General features: G+C 47.6%; 18 protein-coding genes. 15 read left to right on the top strand and 3 right to left on the bottom strand.

Features of this window, described 5'->3' with window-relative positions; translation table 11 throughout:
* The first annotated feature begins 75 nt into the window (after nucleotides 1–75).
* From RCH83_RS02820 to RCH83_RS02805, 4 genes are all read left to right on the top strand, one after another.
* A complete protein-coding gene (locus tag RCH83_RS02820) occupies nucleotides 76–417 on the top strand; it encodes a YqcC family protein (RefSeq protein ID WP_306518821.1) in 342 nt (113 codons plus the stop codon).
* Nucleotides 404–1249: a tRNA pseudouridine(65) synthase TruC gene (truC, locus tag RCH83_RS02815; RefSeq protein WP_306518819.1), complete on the top strand. Its 846-nt coding sequence runs from the start codon at nucleotides 404–406 to the stop codon at nucleotides 1247–1249. Before RCH83_RS02820 ends, truC begins: the two co-directional genes overlap by 14 nt.
* Before the next feature lie 9 nt (nucleotides 1250–1258).
* Nucleotides 1259–1714, top strand: coding sequence for a flavodoxin (locus tag RCH83_RS02810; protein ID WP_306518817.1), 456 nt, complete (start codon nucleotides 1259–1261; stop codon nucleotides 1712–1714).
* A gap of 241 nt (nucleotides 1715–1955) precedes the next feature.
* On the top strand, nucleotides 1956–4997 hold the full coding sequence (locus tag RCH83_RS02805; RefSeq protein WP_373689734.1) for a carboxypeptidase regulatory-like domain-containing protein: 3042 nt from the start codon (nucleotides 1956–1958) through the stop codon (nucleotides 4995–4997).
* A gap of 110 nt (nucleotides 4998–5107) precedes the next feature.
* Here the strand turns inward: RCH83_RS02805 and dapD are convergent, their stop codons facing one another.
* The 3 genes from dapD to map all read right to left on the bottom strand — a co-directional run bounded on the left by dapD (nucleotide 5108) and on the right by map (nucleotide 9437).
* Nucleotides 5108–5932 carry a 2,3,4,5-tetrahydropyridine-2,6-dicarboxylate N-succinyltransferase gene (gene dapD / locus RCH83_RS02800; protein ID WP_306518813.1) on the bottom strand — a complete coding sequence of 275 codons (825 nt, stop codon included), beginning with the start codon at nucleotides 5930–5932 and terminating at the stop codon, nucleotides 5108–5110.
* A gap of 9 nt (nucleotides 5933–5941) precedes the next feature.
* On the bottom strand, nucleotides 5942–8566 hold the full coding sequence (glnD, locus tag RCH83_RS02795) for a [protein-PII] uridylyltransferase (protein WP_306518811.1): 2625 nt from the start codon (nucleotides 8564–8566) through the stop codon (nucleotides 5942–5944).
* Between the two features lie 79 nt (nucleotides 8567–8645).
* Nucleotides 8646–9437, bottom strand: a complete 792-nt coding sequence (gene map, locus RCH83_RS02790; RefSeq protein ID WP_306518809.1) for a type I methionyl aminopeptidase — start codon at nucleotides 9435–9437, stop codon at nucleotides 8646–8648.
* 250 nt (nucleotides 9438–9687) lie between these two features.
* Here map and rpsB point away from each other — a divergent pair, with 250 nt between their 5' ends.
* The 11 genes from rpsB to lpxD all read left to right on the top strand — a co-directional run bounded on the left by rpsB (nucleotide 9688) and on the right by lpxD (nucleotide 21454).
* The gene (gene rpsB / locus RCH83_RS02785) at nucleotides 9688–10416 is read left to right on the top strand and encodes a 30S ribosomal protein S2 (RefSeq protein WP_306518807.1); all 729 of its coding nucleotides are present in this window, start codon (nucleotides 9688–9690) and stop codon (nucleotides 10414–10416) included.
* 104 nt (nucleotides 10417–10520) lie between these two features.
* The gene (gene tsf / locus RCH83_RS02780; protein ID WP_306518805.1) at nucleotides 10521–11393 is read left to right on the top strand and encodes a translation elongation factor Ts; all 873 of its coding nucleotides are present in this window, start codon (nucleotides 10521–10523) and stop codon (nucleotides 11391–11393) included.
* A gap of 310 nt (nucleotides 11394–11703) precedes the next feature.
* Nucleotides 11704–12444, top strand: a complete 741-nt coding sequence (gene pyrH, locus RCH83_RS02775; protein WP_306518803.1) for a UMP kinase — start codon at nucleotides 11704–11706, stop codon at nucleotides 12442–12444.
* Between the two features lie 63 nt (nucleotides 12445–12507).
* A complete protein-coding gene (gene frr, locus RCH83_RS02770) occupies nucleotides 12508–13065 on the top strand; it encodes a ribosome recycling factor (RefSeq protein ID WP_306518801.1) in 558 nt (185 codons plus the stop codon).
* Between the two features lie 105 nt (nucleotides 13066–13170).
* Nucleotides 13171–13941 (top strand): polyprenyl diphosphate synthase, encoded by a 771-nt coding sequence (gene uppS, locus RCH83_RS02765; protein ID WP_306518799.1) that lies wholly within the window; start codon nucleotides 13171–13173, stop codon nucleotides 13939–13941.
* 2 nt (nucleotides 13942–13943) lie between these two features.
* Complete coding sequence (locus RCH83_RS02760) at nucleotides 13944–14804, top strand: phosphatidate cytidylyltransferase (protein WP_306518797.1); 861 nt, start codon at nucleotides 13944–13946, stop codon at nucleotides 14802–14804.
* On the top strand, nucleotides 14801–16000 hold the full coding sequence (gene ispC, locus RCH83_RS02755) for a 1-deoxy-D-xylulose-5-phosphate reductoisomerase (protein WP_306518897.1): 1200 nt from the start codon (nucleotides 14801–14803) through the stop codon (nucleotides 15998–16000). The genes RCH83_RS02760 and ispC overlap by 4 nt, the downstream gene beginning before the upstream one ends.
* A complete protein-coding gene (rseP, locus tag RCH83_RS02750; protein WP_306518795.1) occupies nucleotides 15997–17352 on the top strand; it encodes a sigma E protease regulator RseP in 1356 nt (451 codons plus the stop codon). The genes ispC and rseP overlap by 4 nt, the downstream gene beginning before the upstream one ends.
* A gap of 27 nt (nucleotides 17353–17379) precedes the next feature.
* Nucleotides 17380–19872: an outer membrane protein assembly factor BamA gene (gene bamA / locus RCH83_RS02745; protein ID WP_306518793.1), complete on the top strand. Its 2493-nt coding sequence runs from the start codon at nucleotides 17380–17382 to the stop codon at nucleotides 19870–19872.
* Between the two features lie 26 nt (nucleotides 19873–19898).
* Nucleotides 19899–20414 (top strand): OmpH family outer membrane protein, encoded by a 516-nt coding sequence (locus RCH83_RS02740; protein WP_306518791.1) that lies wholly within the window; start codon nucleotides 19899–19901, stop codon nucleotides 20412–20414.
* The gene (gene lpxD, locus RCH83_RS02735) at nucleotides 20414–21454 is read left to right on the top strand and encodes a UDP-3-O-(3-hydroxymyristoyl)glucosamine N-acyltransferase (protein ID WP_306518789.1); all 1041 of its coding nucleotides are present in this window, start codon (nucleotides 20414–20416) and stop codon (nucleotides 21452–21454) included. The genes RCH83_RS02740 and lpxD overlap by 1 nt, the downstream gene beginning before the upstream one ends.
* Nucleotides 21455–21469: the final 15 nt, after the last annotated feature.

Here is a 21469-nt window from a genome sequence, read left to right as displayed (position 1 = left end):
GGATGATGAGGTTCAATGTGCTGATTTGCAAGCCGTGCTACTATAAGCGCCGAAAAAAACGGAGGGGTGGCATTGATGCACCAGCAAGTCGCTTTGTTGTTAAAGCACATTGAAACTGAACTGAAAATTCTGGATTTGTGGAGTGTTCAACCGCCCGCTGCAACGGCATTTGAAAGTTCGGCGCCATTTTGTTGTGATCTTATGCCGCTGCAGCAATGGCTGCAATTTGTGTTTATTCCCAGAATGATGGCGCTGGTTGAAGGTGGATTACCTTTGCCAGCTGCTATTGCCGTTTGTCCTATGGCCGAAGAAGCTTTTGCACCCATCACAACAGACAAACTGGCTTTAATTAACCGTATTGCTGATCTGGACGAATTGCTCAGTGGCCAAAGAGTACAACAAAGTGCAAGAGACTGAATTGTTGGTGGCGACTGCGAGTGCACCTGATAACACGCCAGTGCTGCGCATTTTGTATCAGGACGAATATCTGGTGGCGGTGGATAAACCGGCCGGTATGTTGGTACATCGTTCATTTCTGGATAAACACGAAACGTTGTTTGTGATGCAAACCTTACGTAACCAGATTGGGCAACATGTGTTTCCGGTGCATCGTCTCGACAGGCCCACTTCCGGTGTGTTGTTGTTTGCGTTGTCGTCTGAAATCGCAAGGTTACTCACAGAACAACATCAGCAGGAAAGCTGGTGCAAGTTTTATCTGGCTGTGGTGCGTGGTTATGTCAAAGAGCCGTTGTTGCTGGATTATGCGCTTCAAGAGCAACTGGACAAAGTTGCAGATAAAAAAGCCAGACAAGATAAAGTGCCGCAACAGGCACGCACCGCCATTTGGCCTTTGGCGCAAATTGAATTACCTATAGCTGTGGGTCGTTATCCGGCAGCGCGGTATAGTCTGGTGGCATTACAACCCCAAACCGGGCGTAAACATCAGCTCAGACGGCATCTGTCTCATTTATTTCATCCAATAGTGGGGGACACCACTCATGGTGACGGTAAACATAACCGATTGTTTGCCGGGCATTTTGCCTGTCATCGTTTATTGCTTGTTGCCAAAAGACTCACTATTCAGCACCCGGTGACAGGCCTGTGGTTGCATTTTGATGCTGGTATAGATGATATAAAACCATTGTTTAATGGTTTTGGCTGGCCTGTGGCAGAGCATTATTATCAGCAGCTTTGGGCCGGTTTAAATGCTGCTGAGTTGCCTGTGCGGTTTGATGCTGCCGCAGACTAAGGAGATAACATGGCAAAAATAGCTCTGATGACAGGCACTGTATACGGCAGTGCATTAGAAGTTGCCAGTCAGTTACAACAACGTCTGGTTGGGCTTGGCCATCAGGCCCAGTTATTTTATCCGGCAAAGCTCAATGAAGTGCGGCAGTTTGATGCTGATCACTGGCTGATTGTCACATCAACCACAGGGCAGGGTGATATCCCCGATGATTTGTTACCTTTTTTCCTGCAGGTAAATAACGAGTTTCCACTGCTCACAGGCAAAAGCTGGGGCATTGTTGCTCTTGGCGACAGCAGTTATGGTGATACTTTTTGTGGTGCAGGCAGGCAATGGCGTGAGTTGTTATTACAACTCAATGGCAATGAGATTGCTGAGATGTTGTGTATTGATGCAACAGAAACCTTGTTACCCGAACAGCCGTCACTTGCCTGGTTACATCAACATTATCAACATCTGACTTTATAAAAATTCCAGCTTTTACTGAAATTTGCCGACGTTACGCGCAAAAGACGCTTTTTGGCCGAATAAATCATTATTCCTTCAAGCCTTATCAACCCTTATTCAGATAATTTCCTGCTGCACCGACCTGTCACGAATTTTCCTCCACTCGCCACAATGGGTGTATACAAAATATCCACGCTGCGTTTATAGTGGTTTTGAGTCAGCACAAAAAAAGCTGTCCAAAACAACAATTTGGAGAATAAGAATGATATCTACGTTCGGAACATCACGTTTTAAGCGGTCCCTCGCCGCTCTTGCAGTGTCATCAGTACTCGGTTTATCCGCGTCTGTTTATGCTGCAGACAGTTCAAATATTATCGGTAAAATTTCAGGGGTTCAGTCCGCAGCAGGCTACAAAGTTCAGGTGACAGATCCAAAAACCGGATTTAAGCGTGAAGTTGCAGTTGATGCTTCAGGTAACTTCCGTCTGAGCCAGTTACCTATCGGTGCTTATGTGGTTGAAGTCGTCAATGGCGGCAAAGTTGTTGCTAAAGATGAAGTTCGTTTGTCTTTAGGTTCAAATGCTGTAGCTCAGTTTGAATTAACGCAGGCATCCAGTGATACTGAAGTGATTCAGGTCACAGGCGCCCGTATTCGCGCTATTGACGTTACCAGTACTGACTCAGGTCTGGTACTTGGTGAAGTTGAATTCGACAAAATGCCTATCGCCCGTAACATCACTGCCGTTTCTTTATTGGCGCCTGGTGTAGTACTGGGTGACTCTAAGTTCGGCGCTTCCGGTGGTGCTGGCTTTGCTTCATTTGGCGGTTCTTCTATCTCTGAAAACTCATGTTATATCAACGGTCTGGAAGTAACCAACACCCGTCAGGGTTTAGGTTGTGGTTCAGTACCATTTGAATTTTACAAAGAATTCCAGGTAAAAACTGGTGGTTATTCTGCCATGTACGGCCGCACCACTGGTGGTGTGTTAAATGCTGTAACCAAATCAGGTAGCAATGAGTGGGAATTTGCTTTTACAGCGAATACACAACCTTCTTCATTACGCTCTGAAGGTAAAAAATCTTATGGCACCGGTGTACGTTTAGGCCAGGTGTTTAAAGATACAACAGCAGATGAATTCAGTGAATCAGATGTCAGTTTTTCTGCCAGCGGCGCGCTGATCGAAGACAAACTGTTTATTTATGCCATTGTGAACCCGCGTGATAAAAGCTCAAAATGGGCAGATACCAGTGGTCGTTTACCCTATGACGCTGACAACCGCTATCGTATAAACGAATCCTCAGGTGGCGATAACCTGTTCTGGGGTACCAAAATTGACTGGGATATTGCAGATGGTCATCGTTTAAGTTTATTTGCTTATTCAGATCGTACCGACTCTGAAGAAACCCGTTATGCCTATAACCCTAATTCAGGTGTGATTGGTAACAAACAAGGTGATTTCCTGAATGAAAGGGGCGGCGAAGCAGCCAGTCTGAGTTATGTCGGCAATATTACAGACGATTTTACTGTCAGTCTGATGCACGGCAATATCAAAACTCAATATGGTACTACACCTTCTGTTGTTGACTGTCCTTTTGTGGCTGATGGCCGTGCTGTTACTACCCCTATCACAGGTTGTGGTGCCGGCGGTACTATCGGTGAAGACTACGACGACAACAAACAAACCCGTCTTGATTTTGAATGGGCTTTGGGTGAGTTCCACGGTAACCACTTACTGAAGTTTGGTTACGATCAGCAAGACCGTCAATCGCGTAAAACTACTGCACCGGTTGGTGGCCATAGTTACACTTACTCAACCAAACAAGCTGGCGATATCATTCAGGGCAATAACGGTACGCTGTGGACAAACAACACCGGCAAACCTGTTGATCTGGTTGAAGACCGTATTTTCATCGGTGGTGGTTCTTTTGGTAGCGATCTGACAGCCTGGTATATTGAAGATCAATATCAACCAACTGAACAGTTAACACTGAATATCGGTGTGCGTCAGGATAAGTTTGTTAACACTGGTGCGACCGGTGTTGATTTTGTGGACTTAAAAACTGATGTGGCACCACGCCTTGGTTTTAGCTATGACCCTACAGGTGCTGGCGAGTCCAAGTTGTTTGGTACCTGGGGCCGTTATTACCTGCCGGTGCCTAACAACACCAACTACCGTGCGGCATCTGGTGTTGACGACGCGACAACTTATTATTATTTCACTGGCTTTGATCCAAAAACCGGCGCTCCAACTGGTGCAACTCCGGTAAACGGCTCTGTTGCTAACTCTCAGGTGGTGAACTCTACTTCTTCGGCAATGCCAAGTGTTGCACTGTTCCAGGCGCAGGAAGCTGATCCTTTCTACAAAGAAGAATGGGTACTTGGTTATGAAATGCAATTTACCGAAGAGTATTACGGTTCGGTACGTGGTACTTACCGTTTTGTTGGCGCGGCATTGGATGACTTCTGTGGTCCGGTAGCCAACCAGCACTTCTGTACTCTGGTGAACCCGGGTAAACCAGGTAGCTGGTACAGTGATGATGATGAAGACAACATCCCTGATCCAGGTTCATTAACAACCTATAGCCCGGAAGATATGGCTTTACCTGAGGCAGAAAACGAATATGTTGCCTTACAGAGCCAGGTCGGTTTCCGTGGTGAAGCCCTGCGTTGGGACTTGATTTACACCTGGTCACGCAGCACTGGTAACTTTGAAGGTGCTGTGAAGTCTGACATTAACCAGGCGGATGCCGGTATCACACAGGACTTCGATTTCCCTGCGCTGATGGACGGTGCTGATGGTTATCAGGCAAACGATCGTCGCCATGTATTCAAATTCTTTGGTAGTTACGATGTGACTGAAGATTTGGTGGTTGGTGTGAACTCAACCTTGTCTAGCGGTCGTCCGTTAAGCATGTTTGGTCAGGGTTACCCAAGCACTGACTCCAAGCTTTATGGCAGCTATGGCGATACCTTCTATCTGGTGACTGGTTGTCCTGACACCAACGCTAACGGCAAGTGTGAGACAGCTGAGCGTCAGTTCCGCAAGGTGCCTCGTGGCACAGCTGGCCGTACACCATGGAACTTCAATGTTGACTTGTCAGCACGGTACAACTTCGAAATTTCAGGTGTTGAAATGGGCGTGAGTGTGAACGTCTTCAACGTCCTGAATATCCAGGAAAGTACTTCATCTAACGAGCACTATGAAGCCCGTCGTTCAGCAGGTACCTACAACCCATGGTATGGTGCTGACTACACATGGCAGACGCCACGTTATGTTCGTTTAGGCCTGGACGGCCGTTTCTAAGCCTGCAAGCTAATCTCCCTATAAGCAAAACCCGGCGCAAGCCGGGTTTTTTTATGCGCTGACCACACAAAATGCATATTGGTCAGATATGGAGCAAGTGCTGTTAAGTGTTATTCCACACTACGCAGCAACGCATTAATACCTACTTTAGCGCGGGTTTGGGCATCAACCCGTTTTACGATAATGGCGGCATAAAGGCTGTGTGAACCGTCTTTGCTTGGGATAGAACCCGGTACCACGACAGCACCTGCCGGAATACGGCCGTAGGTGATTTCACCGGTTTCGCGGTCATAAATGCGGGTCGACTGGCTGATATAAACGCCCATCGAAAGCACAGCGCCTTCTTCAATAATCACGCCTTCCACCACTTCAGAGCGGGCGCCGATAAAGCAGTTGTCTTCAATAATGGTTGGGTTGGCTTGCAGTGGTTCTAGTACACCACCAATACCTACGCCGCCGGACAGATGTACGTTTTTACCAATTTGCGCACAAGAACCCACTGTTGCCCAGGTGTCGACCATAGTGCCGTCGCCAACATAAGCGCCAATATTGACGTAACTTGGCATCAGCACCACGTTTTTGCCAATAAAGCTGCCTTTACGTACTGCGGCTGGCGGCACCACACGCATACCTTCAGCCACAAAACGCTCGTGCGTGTAACCGGCAAATTTCATCGGCACTTTGTCAAAAAAGGTATTTTCAGCACCATTCATCACCTGATTGTCGTTAATACGAAACGACAATAACACAGCCTTTTTTAACCACTGGTGCGTGACCCATTCACCGGCAATCTTTTCGGCTACCCGCGCCTGACCGCTGTCCAGCAGCGCAATAGCAGCTTCAACTGCTGCTTTTACATCACTGCTGACCGTTGTGGGTGTGATATTCATCCGGTCTTCAAATGCGGTTTCGATAATGCTTTTTAAATCAGCCATGATAATGCGTCAGCCCTCTGTTGCATGGGTAAGTTGGTCTACCAGAACACGGCGCAGCTGACTTTGTTGTTCGCTGCTGAGTGCCTCGTCCTGGCGGGTGGAAATCATAAAAAAGTCTTCAGCACGCTCGCCAATAGTGGTGATTTTGGCGGCGTGAATATTTATTTCGCACTGGGAAAATACCTGGCCAATATCGGCCAATAAACCCGGCGTGTCCAAAGCGGCCAGTTCCAGCATGGTGCGTTGTTTGTTTTTGCCAGGCAAAAACACCACTTTAGGCGGCACATGAAAAGCTTTCAGTTGTTTGTTCGGTCTGGCTTTATTGCGCTCTGGTGGCAGCTGGTTACTGATATAAGTTTCCAGCGCTGTTTTGATACTGTTGATGCGGGAGCTTGCAGTTACTGCGGCGCCATTTTGCTCCAGTACCACAAAGGTATCCATGGCATAACCATCTTTATTGGTCATGATTTGCGCATCATAAATACTGACTTTTTTACTATCAAGCGCTGCTACCATGCGGGCGAACAAGTTCGGTTGGTCGGCGGTGTAAACAAATATCTGGGTGCCGCCGCGCAAAGCCGTGGGGCTTATCAGCACCATAGGCTTTGTAAAATCAGTATGTTGCAGCAGGTTTTCTGTGTGCCAGGCAATCAGTCTTGGGTTATAACGGGCAAAATAATCGGCTTTAAATTTGCTCCACAAAGGGCTGATTTTTTCGCCATCGATGCCCATTTCGGCCAATAAACGCAAAGCTTCCGTCTGGTGTTCGCGAATTTGGTCGCGTAAATCCATCGGTTTTTCCAAACCTCTGCGAAAGGCTTTTTGGGTGCCTAAATACAATTCCCGCAGCAACGAGCCCTTCCAGTCGTTCCAAAGGTTATCGTTGGTGGCACGGATATCAGCCAAAGTTAAACAATACAGATAATTGAGCCTGGTTTCGTCGCGCACTTTTTCGGCAAATTCAGCAATCACCGAAGGGTCGTGAATATCACGGCGCTGCGCTGTCACCGACATGAGCAAATGTTGTTCGACCAGCCAGACAATGAGTTTGGTATCAAACTCGCTGAGTTTATGCAGTTTGCCAAATTCGCGCGCGTCCATAGCGCCCAAGTCTGAGTGATCGCCGCCCCTGCCTTTGGCAATATCGTGGAAAATACCTGCTAAATACAACAGCTCTGGTTTTTCCAGCCGTTTGACGATGTCGGTGCAAAGCGGAAATTCGCCGGCAAACTCGGGCTCGCTGTACCTGTGCAGGTTTTTCAGCACCCTGTGGGTATGTTCATCCACAGTGTAAGCGTGGAATAAATCAAACTGCATCTGGCCCACAATATTGCGCCACTGCGGTAAATAAGCCGCCAGAATACCGTGGCGGTGCATCAGGGTAATGGCTCTGTCCATGCCTCTGGGGTGACGCATAATAGCCATAAACAGCTGGCGGCAACCGGCATAATCCTGCAAATCACCCATTAAACGGCGCCGCACCTGGCGCAGTAAGCGGATGGTTTCTGAGTGAATGCCGTCAATCTGGCTGTGATTGGCAATATGCCAGAATAACTTCAGAATATTTTCGCGCCGGGCAAACACCGCTTTGTCGGTGGCCGAAATTAAATGGCCCTGAATCTCAAAAGAGTCATCAAGCGGTTGCACCTTAAACTTGCTGTGGCTTTTTAAAATGCTGCCTTCAAAGTGTTGCAGCAGCATGTCGTTTAGTTCACTGACCCTTTGTACAGTCAGGAAAAACCTTTTCATCATGCGCTCAACCGATGCTTTGCCGTCATCACCAAAACCCAGGCGACGGGCAACGGAGGGCTGATAATCAAACAAAATGCGGTTTTCGTTGCGACCCGCTTCTAAATGCAAGGCAAAACGCATTTGCCATAAATAAGCTTCACATTCCATCAGTTCCTGATATTCATCTTCAGTCAGATACTGATGTGCCACCAGCTCGTGCATGGTGCGGGTACGGAAGTGTTTTTTTGCTACCCAGCCAATGGTCTGAATATCACGTAAACCACCCGGGTTGGCTTTTAAATTAGGTTCAAGGTTGTAGGCGGTGCCGTGATACTGGGCGTGGCGACCTTGTTGCTCGTGGCGTTTGGCCTGGAAAAAATCTTTGCTGGGCCAGAAGTTATCTTTGCTGACTTCAAGCTGCAGTTCGTTAAATAAAGTGGAGTTGCCACAAAGGTAACGCATTTCCATCAGATTGGTGGCAATGGTAATGTCGTCGCGGCCGAGGCTTAAAGATTCTTTGATGGTACGCACGCTGTGGCCGACTTCAAGGCGTAAATCCCACAACATGGTGATAAATTTACCAATCTGTTCCTGCTGCAGCGGGCTTAATTTAGCGCCTGTTAAAATCAGCAAATCAACGTCAGAAAAAGGGTGCAGTTCGCCACGGCCATAACCGCCAACCGCTATCAGAGTAAGTTGCTTTTGAGACGCTAAATCAAAGTGTTGCCATAAAGCTTGCAACACTTCATCAATAAAATGGGCGCGGGAGCGAACCAGACTGGCAACAGTGTGGCTGTCGGCGGCAACTTTCAGCCATTCCAGAAAGTCGCTGAAGTATTTTTTATAGCTGTCGAGGGTAAACTGGCCCGGAATAGTCTTATCAAAAGCGAGCGCCGTGCTCATAACTTATTACCCTTGCTGATAGCTGCGGCCGGGCTTTTGAGCCTGGTGGCCGCAGTGCGCTTTGAGTGCAGCCAGCTTGTTATTCGGCCGTCAGAACTCTGTCTATGGTGTCATCCTTGCGTAAGGTCAGGATTTCACAACCAGTGTCAGTGACCACAATAGTGTGTTCAAACTGTGCTGATAAACTACGATCTTTCGTTACAACCGTCCAGCCGTCTTTTAACAATTTGCTATGGCGTTCACCGGCATTAATCATTGGCTCTATGGTTAAACACATGCCGGTTTTGAGCACTTCGCCGGTACCGGGGCGGCCATAATGCAACACCTGCGGATCTTCGTGAAACACTGCACCAATGCCGTGGCCGCAATATTCACGTACTATCGAATAATTGTGTTTTTCCGCATGCACCTGAATGGCATGGCCTATATCACCTAACCGGCAACCGTTTTTCACTTTTTTCAGACCCAGATATAAAGCTTCCTGGGTGACGCGAATCAGCCGCTCCGACAAAATGCTCGGTTTGCCAATCACAAACATTTTAGAGGTATCACCGTGATAACCATCTTTAATCACAGTGATATCAATATTAATAATGTCGCCGTCTTTCAATAGCTTGTCGTCAGCCGGAATGCCATGGCAAATCACATGGTTTACTGAGGTACAAATAGATTTAGGGAAACCGTGGTAATTCAGCGGGGCAGGGATAGCCTGTTGCACATTGACAATATAGTCATGGCAAATCCGGTCCAGTTCGCCGGTGCTGACACCCGCTTTGACATGAGGCTCAATCATTTCAAGCACTTCAGCTGCCAAACGGCCTGCAACACGCATTTTTTCAATCTGTTCCTGGGTCTTAATGTTCGCCGCCATGCCATCTCTCTCTGCTGCAAAACTACACAATACATTGTGTTTGTGGGGCGCCTATGGTATAAAGCGCGCCGCAATTTGGCAAATAGCTTGTGGTTTTTTTCGAAAATACTGCCAGTCAAAACACCGGATTTGCAAATCAACCTTAATTAAATAACACACATACATCGTCACATAAGCCGGGGTGCCAATTAAAATTGGTCGGATTTATGGGATGTATGGAGGCCTAACCCCCATTAAAGGAAATACTCTGATGGCAAAAGTTTCTATGCGCGATATGCTCCAGGCGGGCGTACATTTCGGTCACCAAACCCGTTACTGGAACCCAAAAATGAAGCCATTCATTTTCGGCGCCCGTAACCGCGTTCATATCATCAACCTGGAAAAAACTGTTCCAATGATGAACGACGCTCTGACTTTCATTCAGTCAGTTGCCGCTAAAAAAGGCAAAATCCTGTTTGTTGGTACCAAACGCGCTGCCGGCGAAGCAATCAAAGAAGCAGCTCTGCAATCTGATCAGTACTATGTAAACCACCGTTGGTTAGGTGGCATGCTGACTAACTGGAAAACAGTGCGTCAGTCTATCAAGCGCCTGAAAGACCTGGAATCACAAAGCCAGGACGGTACTTTCGAAAAGCTGACTAAAAAAGAAGCTTTAGACCGTACCCGCGAGATGGAAAAGCTGGAGAAGAGCTTAGGCGGTATCAAAGACATGGGCGGCTTGCCTGATGCTCTGTTTGTGATCGACGCTGACCACGAACACATCGCTATCAAAGAAGCAAACAACCTGGGTATCCCAGTTGTTTCTATCGTTGATACCAACTCTGATCCTAAAGGTGTTGACTTTGTTATCCCAGGTAACGATGACGCTATCCGCGCCATTCAGTTATACCTGAGCGCCGTAAATGCAGCTATTGCTGAAGGCCGTGATAAAAACATCGAAGTTCAGGCTGAAGCCGACAACTTCGTTGCAGCTGAGTAATACAGCTGTGTGCAGACTGTCATAAACCGTCTGCATTCACCTTTTAATCTGGACAGGGGCTACGGCCCCTGTTTGTTCAACCTGATTGAAACGAGGAATTTCCCATGGCTGTAACTGCCGGTATGGTTAAAGAATTACGCGAGCGCACTGGCGCTGGCATGATGGACTGCAAAAAAGCTTTAGAAGAAACTGCAGGCGACATCGAAGGCGCAATTGAATTAATGCGCAAAAACGGTCAGGCTAAAGCTGCCAAGAAAGCTGGCCGTATCGCTGCTGAAGGTACTGTGATCACTCGCGTTGGTAACGGTTATGCTGTTGCTATCGAATTTAACTGCGAAACTGACTTCGTAGGCCGTGACGCCAGCTTCCTGGCATTTGCTAATGCAGCTTCTGATTTGGCTCACGCCAACAAACTGTTTACTGTTGAAGAACTGTCAGCTGCCAAGCTGGGTGACACTACTGTTGAAGAAGCCCGTGCTGCACTGGTTACCAAAATTGGTGAAAACATCAATATCCGTCGTATCTCTGTAGCTCAGGGTGACGTGATTGGTCAGTACACGCACTCAGGCCGTATCGGTGTGTTAGTGGTACTGGAAGGCGGTAACGAAGAGATTGCAAAAGACGTTGCTATGCACGTTGCTGCAAACAACCCTTCATTCCTGACTCCTGAGTCAGTACCTGCTGAAGTTGTTGCTAAAGAGCAGGAAATTCAGATCGAAATCGCTATCAACAGCGGCAAGCCAAAAGAAATTGCTGAGAAGATGGTTGCAGGTCGTATGACGAAGTTCACTGGCGAAGTTTCTTTAACTGGCCAGATGTTCGTAAAAGACCCAAGCATCACTACAGGTGACTTCCTGAAGCAAAACGGCGCTAAAGCTGTTAGCTACATTCGTTTAGAAGTAGGCGAAGGCATCGAAAAAGCAGAAACAGACTTTGCTGCTGAAGTAGCTGCACAAATTGCTGCTGCTAAAAAATAATGCGAGCTTTAGCTAATGGCTAAAACCCGCTAAAATAACCGCGACTTTGGCTTTGCCAGTCGCGGTTTTTTTATATATGAAAGTTGCGAAACTATCGGTTTCGTCAAAATTTAAACAACCGGTTCCAGCTTTATATGCCGGTACCGGTTGCCTGAGGCTGTTGAGCTGCTGTGAAGCAACAGTGAGCAACAACAGCTATCGCTGATGCAGTGCGGACTGCAGCGGCAGTGCCAGACACGGCGTGCCTGCCAATAAGGACACCGCAACTATGTATACAGATGAACATTCAATCCGGCCTGATGGGGATCTCATGAGCACAAGTCCAAAACCAACCTACAGAAGAATTTTATTAAAACTGAGCGGTGAAGCCCTGATGGGTGATGAAGGCTTTGGTATTGATCCCAAAGTATTAGACCGGATGGCACAGGAAATTAAAGAACTGGTTGAGCTGGGTGTGCAGGTTGGTATCGTTATTGGTGGTGGTAATATTTTCCGCGGTGAAGGTTTGGCCAAAGCCGGTATGAACCGTGTGGTAGGCGACCATATGGGCATGCTGGCCACTGTAATGAACGGTTTAGCCATGCGCGACGCGCTGCACCGTGCTTTTGTGAACGCCCGTCTGATGAGCGCTTTCCCGCTGAACGGCGTTTGTGACAACTACAGCTGGGCAGAAGCCATCAGCTTATTAAAATCAGGCCGGGTGGTTATTTTCTCCGCTGGCACTGGTAACCCATTTTTCACAACAGATTCAGCCGCTTGTTTACGCGGTATTGAAATTGAAGCTGATTGTGTTTTAAAAGCCACCAAAGTAGACGGTGTTTATTCAGCAGATCCGGTGAAAGACCCTGCTGCCACTTTATACAACCAGCTGACTTATGCTGAAGTGCTGGATAAAGAACTGAAAGTGATGGATTTAGCGGCATTTACCCTGGCGCGTGATCACAATATGCAAATCCGGGTGTTTAATATGAACAAGCCGGGCGCATTAAAACGCGTCATTATGGGCGAGACCGAAGGCACGGTAATCGACCACGCCGAAAATTTACAGTAAACTAGCCGCCATCCTGCCCGGGCACAGCATGCTGTGCCTTATACAACACAAAGGAAGAATCAGGTGATTAACGATATTCTGCAAGACAGTAAAACCCGGATGGAAAAAAGCCTTGATGCACTGAAAAATCAGTTATCAAAAATCCGTACCGGACGCGCCCACCCAAGCCTGCTTGATGGCATTCAGGTTTCTTATTATGGCTCTGACACCCCGCTGCGTCAGGTTGCTAACGTGTCGTCAGAAGACGCCCGCACCCTGATGATCACAGTGTTTGACCGCTCGATGATCCAGGCGGTAGAAAAAGCCATTATGCAATCTGATTTAGGTTTAAACCCAATTGGTGCCGGTACTTCTATTCGGGTGCCTTTGCCAGCTTTAACTGAAGAGCGTCGCCGTGATTTAGTCAAAGTAGTGCGTGGTGAAGCGGAAGGCGCCCGTGTTGCGGTGCGTAACATCCGCCGTGACGCCAATGCCGATTTTAAAGCACTGTTAAAAGACAAAGAAATCAGTGAAGATGACGAACGTCGTGCAGCTGACGAAATTCAGAAAATCACTGACGCTTGGGTGAAAAAAGTCGACGAAGTACTGGCAGCCAAAGAAAAAGAATTAATGGAAGTTTAATTCCAGCCATTGCTTTGTAAACAAAGCGCCGTGCAGCTCCACTTCGCGGCGCTTTTTTGTTCGGGTAAGTTTTTTGTGTGACACCATATTTGCAGGCAGGCATTGATGACAGAAGAGACACAAGCGTTTAACAGCGCTTTGCCACAACATGTCGGAATTATTATGGATGGTAACGGCCGCTGGGCCGAACGCCAGGGAAAACCACGGGTTTGGGGCCACAAAAAAGGCGTCGACGCTGTGCGTAAAGCCGTGAGTTTTTGCCGTAAATTAGGCATTCCATCGCTGACGTTATTTGCGTTCTCCAGTGAAAACTGGCGCCGGCCTGAAGATGAAGTCTCCAGTCTGATGCAGCTGTTTTTATTTGTGCTGCAACAGGAAGTGAAGGTTCTGCACAAAAATCAGGTGCGGCTGAACATTATTGGTGATTTGTCCCGTTTTAGCCCTAAGTTGCAGGAAAGTATTGCCAAAGCTCAGGCGCTGACCGCCGGCAACACAGGTTTAACGCTGAATGTGGCGGCCAATTATGGCGGGCGCTGGGATATTGCCAATGCAGCCCAACAGCTGGCGGCGCAAGTAGCCAGTGGCCAATTGCAACCTACTGACATTACAGAACAAATGCTGAGTCAGCATATTCAGATGCATGAACAGCCAGAACTTGATTTAATGATCCGCACCGGTGGTGATATCCGCATCAGCAACTTTTTGCTGTGGCAGGCCGCTTATGCCGAATTATGTTTTCTTGACACCTTGTGGCCGGATTTTGACGACCAGGTGTTTGCCGATGCTATTGCCAGTTTTGTCAGCCGTGAGCGCCGTTATGGTTGCACCGGCGCACAAATCCGTGAGCTGGCGGCAGGCTCCACAGAAGGACAATAAGTTTGTTTAAACAACGACTGATCACTGCTCTTGTTCTGGCGCCTTTGGCGTTGGCGGCGGTGTTTTATTTGCCACCTCTTGGTTTTGCTTTGTTTTTAGGCGCTGCTTTTGTCATTGCCGCCTGGGAATGGGCCGCTTTTTGTGGCTGGAGCAGCCTGGTGCACCGCATCAGCTTTGTGCTGGGCTCGGCACTCTGGTACCTGATTTGTTATCAGGCTTTGCCGCTGAATCTGCACTGGCCCATTCAGAGTAATCAGGCCACACATTTAGCACTGTGGTCCGGCATTGGCTGGTGGTTGCTGGCGGTGTTATTGGTGCTGAGTTTTAGCCGTAGTAAACATTTGTGGCAACACAATAAATTACTGAAAGCGCTGATGGGCTGGTTCACTTTAGTGCCTAGTTTTGCCGCTTTGTTGCTGCTGCGTAACGTCAATTATGAACAATCCAGCTTTACCGGTGCCTGGCTGATTTTTTCGCTTTTGGGTTTGGTCTGGGCCGCTGATGTGGGTGGTTATGTGATTGGTAAACCTTTTGGCAAACACAAATTATTGCCGGATGTAAGCCCGGGTAAAACGCTGGAAGGCATGCTGGGTGGTCTCGCTTTTGTGATGTTGTTTGTCACAGCTGTTGCCGCCACTATGCAATGGCCTGAAGGTGTGGTTTATTGGTATCTGGCGGCTTTGTTACTGACCTTGTTGTCGGTGTTTGGTGATTTATCAGAAAGTATGTTTAAACGGGTGGCTGGCCTGAAAGACAGTGGCAACATCTTCCCTGGGCATGGTGGCATTCTGGACAGAATCGACAGCCTGACCGCAACTGCGCCTTTATTTGCGCTTTTTATTGCGTTATTTGGTCGGTTCTGATGCAACGTCAGGTAGTTATTTTAGGCTCGACCGGCTCTATTGGCTGCAGCACTCTGGATGTGCTGGCACAGCATCCACAGCGTTTTAGCGTGTTTGCACTGACTGCCGGCCGGCAAATTGACAAACTCTTTGCCCAGTGCCTGCAAGCCAAGCCACTTTATGCTGCTGTGCTGGAAGCCAATGACGCTCAGTTACTGCAACAAAAACTGCGTGACGCAGGTTCTGCCACTCAGGTGTTGTATGGCGCCCAGGCCTTTGCCGATTTAGCTGCCCATCCAAATACCGACATCGTGATGGCCGCGATAGTGGGTGCTGCTGGTTTATTGCCAACCTTGGCCGCTGTGCAACAAGGTAAAACTGTACTGCTGGCCAACAAAGAAGCTTTGGTGATGAGTGGTGAACTTTTTATCAATGCAGTAAAACAACATCAGGCCACTTTGTTGCCCATCGACAGCGAACATAATGCTATTTTTCAGTGTTTGCCGGCTGCCTTGCAAGGCGGTTGTTATCAAAGTGATTTACAAAAAGCCGGTATTGCCAAAATTCTGCTGACCGGCAGCGGCGGGCCTTTCCGGCAAACCCCGTTGGCTGAATTTGACGCCATTACGCCAGCGCAGGCGGTAGCCCATCCAAACTGGAGCATGGGCCGGAAAATTTCGGTCGACAGCGCCACTATGATGAATAAAGGCCTGGAGTTTATCGAAGCTCGCTGGTTATTTAACTGCACAGCCGATGATATTCAGGTGGTGATCCACCCGCAAAGTATTATCCACTCTATGGTGCAATACAGCGACGGCTCAGTGCTGGCGCAGTTGGGTAACCCGGATATGCGCACGCCAATAGCGCACGCTCTGGCATTCCCGGATCGTATTGCCAGCAATGTCAAAGCGCTGAATTTTTTTGAAGTGGCCGATTTTACTTTCAGCAAACCAGATGCTGATCGTTACCCCTGTTTACAGCTTGCCATCGACGCTTGCCGGCATGGTCAGGGCGCAACAACAGCGCTGAACGCCGCCAATGAAATTGCGGTGGAAGCCTTTTTAAACGGACAAATCCGTTTTACCGATATAGCAAGGCTTAATGCACGGGCACTGAGCCGGTTTGCCAGTCACAGTGCAAAAACGCTGGATGATATTCTGGCGCTTGATCAAGAAAGCCGTCTTTATGCAGAGACTGAGCTTGGGAGTTTATCGTGAGTGCTTTTGTCTGGAATTTATTGTCTTTTGTGCTGGCGCTGGGTTTGTTGGTGACGGTGCACGAATTTGGTCACTTTTGGGTGGCGCGTAAAAACGGCATTCTGGTGAAAAGATTTTCGATTGGTTTTGGTAAAACTTTATACAGCTGGCGTGATAAACAAGGCACTGAATTTGTCATTGCTGCGATACCGCTGGGTGGTTATGTGCGCATGCTGGACGAGCGTATTGACCCTGTGCTGCCGGAATTTTCCGATTTGGCTTTTAACAATAAAAGCGTATTGCAACGTATGGCGGTGATAGTGGCAGGCCCAATGGCGAATTTTATTTTTGCCATTTTTGTGCTGGCGCTGATGTACATCATTGGTGTACCCACTTTAAGACCTGTGGTGGCTGATGTGTTGCCTAACTCTATTGCCGCAACGGCACAATTACCCGCCAATCATCAGGTTGTTGCAGTGAATGGTGAAGAAGTTCGTGACTGGCAGGCGGTCAGTTTGATGCTGATAGGCCAGATTGGCCGTGATAGTGTGATTGTCAGTGTTAAACCGCTTGAAAGCGACGCTGTTACTGATTATCAGCTTGATTTAACAGACTGGCGTTTTGATCCGGATAAAGACTCAATTTTTCAGAGCCTGGGTTTTATACCAAAACAAGCTTTGCCGCTGTTAGAAGTCGGCAACTTAAGTGAAAATTCCGCCGCCGCCAAAGCCGGGCTGCAACAGGGTGATAAATTTATTGCTGCTGCCGGCGTCAGTTTAAAACACTGGAACGACCTGGTCGGTATTATCCAGAATAACCCGGGTAAAGCTGTACCTATGTTGATTGAGCGCAATGGCGCAACACTTGAGCTTGATGTTACCCCAGAAAGTCGTGTAACCAGCGATGGTTTTCATCAGGGCTTCTTAGGGGTGGCGCCTAAGGTGCAACCTCTTGATGATTCAATGTTTTTTGACCAACGTTATGGCCCGGTAGAAGCTATGTGGCAAGGTGTGGTTCGCACCTGGCAACTGGTGCGGCTGAGTTTTTCTATGGTCGAAAAACTGATCTTTGGGGATGTATCGGTCAAACATTTAAGTGGCCCTATTTCGATAGCTCAAGGGGCCGGTGACAGTGCTGGCCTGGGGCTGATTGCATTTTTATCCTTCCTGGCACTTATCAGTGTGAACCTTGGGGTGGTAAATTTACTGCCGCTGCCTATTTTGGATGGCGGCCATTTAATGTATCTTGTGGTGGAACTTCTCACCGGCAGGCCGGTCTCTGAGAAAGCGCAGGAGACAGGTTTTAAAATCGGAGCCTTCGTTCTGCTGATGTTAATGGGAATTGCGCTGCTCAACGATATTTCTCGTTTGTAATAAACTAATCATAAGTAGTCCAAAACAATGACAATTAAACGATTAGTAGCTGCGATGTTGCTGGCCTCTGCCAGCAACTCGGTGCTCGCTGAACAATCATTTACGGTAAAAGACATTCAGGTAGAAGGCTTACAACGCGTGGCATTAGGCGCGGCCCTGAATAACCTGCCATTTAATATCGGCGATACAGTGACAGAGTATTCTTTGTCTAAAGGCGTGAAGTCTTTATATGCCGCCGGCCATTTTGATGAAATTGCAGTATACCGTGACGGTCAGACTGTGGTTTATCGGGTAAAAGAACGTCCAACCATCAATGCTATTGAGTTTGATGGTAACAAAGACATCAAAGAAGAACAGCTGAATGAAAGCCTCACCAACCAGAAAATCATTGTGGGTGAGCAGCTGGATAAAACCATTATCCGTGAAATTGAAAACGGTTTAACTGAGTTTTATCACGGTGTGGGTAAATACAACGCCAAAGTAGACATTAAGCTGACTTATCTGCCACGTAACCGTGTCAACCTGAAACTGGAATTTAAAGAAGGGGATGCTGCTTCTGTTCGTCAGATCAACATCGTCGGCAACGAATTATTTTCCGATAAAGACATCTTAAAAGACACTGAGTCGCTGGTGGATTTGCCCTGGTGGCGCTTTATGTCGTCAGATCGTTACCAGAAAGAAACCTTAAAAGGCGATTTGGAAAAAATCCGCAGTTATTATCTCGACCGGGGTTACCTGCGTTTTGATATTGAAGCCAATACTGTGGCTGTCAGCCCGGATAAAGAGTCGGTTTATGTCACTTTGCAGGTGAAAGAAGGTGAACAATACACCATTACCGGCGTTGATTTTGTTGGTGATCTGATTGGTCAGGAAGAGTTTATTAATGCCATGCTGCCGCTGAAAAGTGGTCAGTTATATAACGGCGCTCTGGTGACTTATACCGAAGAAAGTATCGCTAAGTTTCTGGCAAGTTTTGGTTATGCCAATTCTAAAGTCCGTACCAGCACCAATATTAATGACGACACCAAAGAAGTGGCTTTAACCATCAGTGTTGAGCCAGGCAAGCGGGTGTATGTCAACCGTATTTCAGTGAAGGGCAATGCTTCAACCAAAGACGAAGTGATTCGCCGTGAAATCCGTCAGATGGAAGGTGCCTGGTTGTCGAATGACACCCTGGAAAAATCCAAACTGTGGGTGCAGCGTCTGCCTTATATCGAAAAAGTAGAATTTGAAACCAAAGAAGTGCCTGGCGTCGAAGATAAAGTAGATATCGACTTCACTATCAAAGAACGGCCATCGGGCAGCTTTAATGCCGGTGTTTCTTTTGGTAGTTATCAGGGGCTGGCGTTCCAGCTGGGTGTGGAACAACAAAGTTTCCTCGGTTCAGGTAACTCTGCCGGTATTAGTTTTAATACCAACAAATACCAGAAATCAATCAATCTGAATTATACAGATCCGTATTTTACGCTCGATGGCATCAGCCTCGGCGGCTCTGTATTCTTCTCTGACTTTGATGGCAGTAAAGCCGGTCTGGAAGCTTACAATCAGCGTAGTTATGGCGCTGGGGTTAATTTTGGTTACCCTATTAACGAATACAGCAGATTAAATTTTGGCGCCAACGTCAGTGTTAATGACATCAGTTATATTCAGGAATTTGATCAACTGCGCCATTTCCGCGCTATGTTGCTCGATCCGGCTAAACCTGACAGTTCATACGAGTTTACTAACTATGACTTGGCCATCGGCTGGGTACGCAGCACCTTAAACCGGGGCACCTTCCCGACAGATGGTCTGAGATTGTCACTGAGTGGTAAAATCACCACGCCGAACTCAGATTTGCAGTATTTCAAAACCAATTTTGAAGCGGCAAATTATATAGCGCTCAGTAACGACCACAGCTGGTCGTTCTTAAGCAAGCTGGAGTTGGGTTATGGTAATGGTTATGGTAGTAAAGGTGGTTATGACCATACACTGCCATTTAACGACAACTTTTATGCCGGTGGCCAGAACTTCCGTGGTTTTGAAAACCGCGTGATAGGCCCGCGCGCCGTTTATCGTTTTGTAAACAGCATTCCGGGTTTACCAGATCCTTATGGTGCAGGTTCAGGTGTTGCTTTACCAACTTCACCAGACTTTGACAGTTACAGTATTTCACAACGTTCATTTGGTGGTAACGCTCAGGCTATTGCGACTCTTGAGCTGATTACACCAACACCGCTGGTGAAAGAAGATTATGCCAACTCTATCCGTACCAGTTTGTTTGTGGATGCGGGTAACGTTTGGGATACTGAATTTGACATCGACAGGTATGCCAAATTAACGCAATATCAGGATCCAAATTATCTGCAAACAGGTTTGCTGGATTATTCGGATGCGGGTATGATTCGGGTCTCTGCGGGCGTAACAGTGCAGTGGATTTCGCCTATGGGCCCACTGACTTTCAGCCTTGCCAAAATTATCAAAAAATATGATGGCGACGAGCAGGAAAACTTCAGCTTTAATATCGGCACAACTTTTTAAGAATTATTTTGAGGTAAAAGGACATTATGTTTAAGCCAAGCTTTACCAAAACAGCAGTATTACTGGCCAGCGTTCTGATGGCTGGTGCTGTGTCTGCAAAAGAAATGAAAGTCGGTTTTGTCAATGTACGTGCTGTGTTTTCTCAGCTGCCACAAGCGACAAAAGTTCAGGAAAGCCTGAAAACTGAATTTGGTGCCAAATTTGCTGAAATGCAAAAACTGGAAAGTGACCTGAAGTTTAATATTGAAAAATATAAACGTGATGGTTCTACCATGAGCGAAGCACAGAAAAAAGAATTACAAGCAGCTATTGAAAAACAACAGCAGCAGTATGAACCAATGGCACGTTCTTTAGAAGAATCGTACCGTCAGCGTCAGGGTGAAGAAAACAACAAGCTGATGGGTCTGGTTAAAACCGCTATCGACGCTATTGCTGCCAAAGAGCAATACGACGTGATCCTGAATGCTGAAGCCGCTGTGTATGCCAAACCAGAGTACGATATTTCTTCTGCTGTGGTTGCTCAGGTTAGTAAAGCGAAATAATGTCAAAGTACAATTTGACAGAGTTAGCTGAGCAGCTTGGCGCTCAGCTACATGGAGACGGCGCTGCAATCATCAGCGCCGTTGCCACACTTGAAGAAGCCAGTGCTGGTCACATCAGTTTTCTTGCCAACAGCAAATACCGCAAGTTCCTGCAGCAAAGCACAGCAACAGCGGTGCTGATTAAAGCTGAAGATCTGGAATATTGTCCGGTCAATGCTTTAGTCGTGAATGACCCTTATGTCGCATTTGCCAGAGTTGCCCAGTTACTAGATACCACGCCAGCAGCTGCAAGTGCCGTACATACCACTGCACTGATAGACCCCTCAGCCAAAATTGCCGCCAGTGCCCATATCGGTCCTTATGCGGTGATTTCAAAAGATGTTGTCATTGCTGACAATGTGCAAATAGGCGCCGGTTGTTTTATTGGTGAAGGCGCAAAAATTGGTGCTAACACCAAGATTTGGCCAAAGGTGACGGTGTACCATGGTGTCACTATTGGCGAACGTTGTATTGTGCACAGTGGTGCTGTGATTGGTGCCGACGGTTTTGGTTTTGCCAACGAACGTGGCCAGTGGCTGAAAATTCCACAGGTTGGCGGCGTGGTGATTGGCAATGACTGTGAAATTGGTGCCAATACCACCATAGACCGCGGCGCCATGGCTGATACCATCATTGGCTACAATGTCATTATTGATAACCAGGTACAAATAGCCCACAACGTGCAGATTGGCGACCACACGGCCATTGCCGGTTGTACTGTGGTGGCTGGTAGTACCAAAATTGGCCGTTATTGTATTATTGGTGGCGCTTGCGCTATCACAGGCCATGTTGAAATTTGCGATGGTGTGCAAATTACCGGTATGTCGATGATTACTAAAGGTATTACCGAAAAAGGTATTTATTCATCCGGCGTGCCTGCCAGTCCGAATCTGGAATGGCGCAAAAATAACGCCCGTTATCGCCAGCTTGATCAGATGTACCAGCGTCTGCGGGATCTTGAGCAACAGCTGGCCCAACTGAAAGCGCCGGCTGCAGAATAACTTTGCCGCTGGTGT

Origin of the sequence: Rheinheimera sp. (assembly GCF_030824435.1) — a bacterium.
Taxonomy (GTDB): domain Bacteria; phylum Pseudomonadota; class Gammaproteobacteria; order Enterobacterales; family Alteromonadaceae; genus Pararheinheimera.
This window is presented reverse-complemented; position numbering and strand designations above follow the sequence as displayed.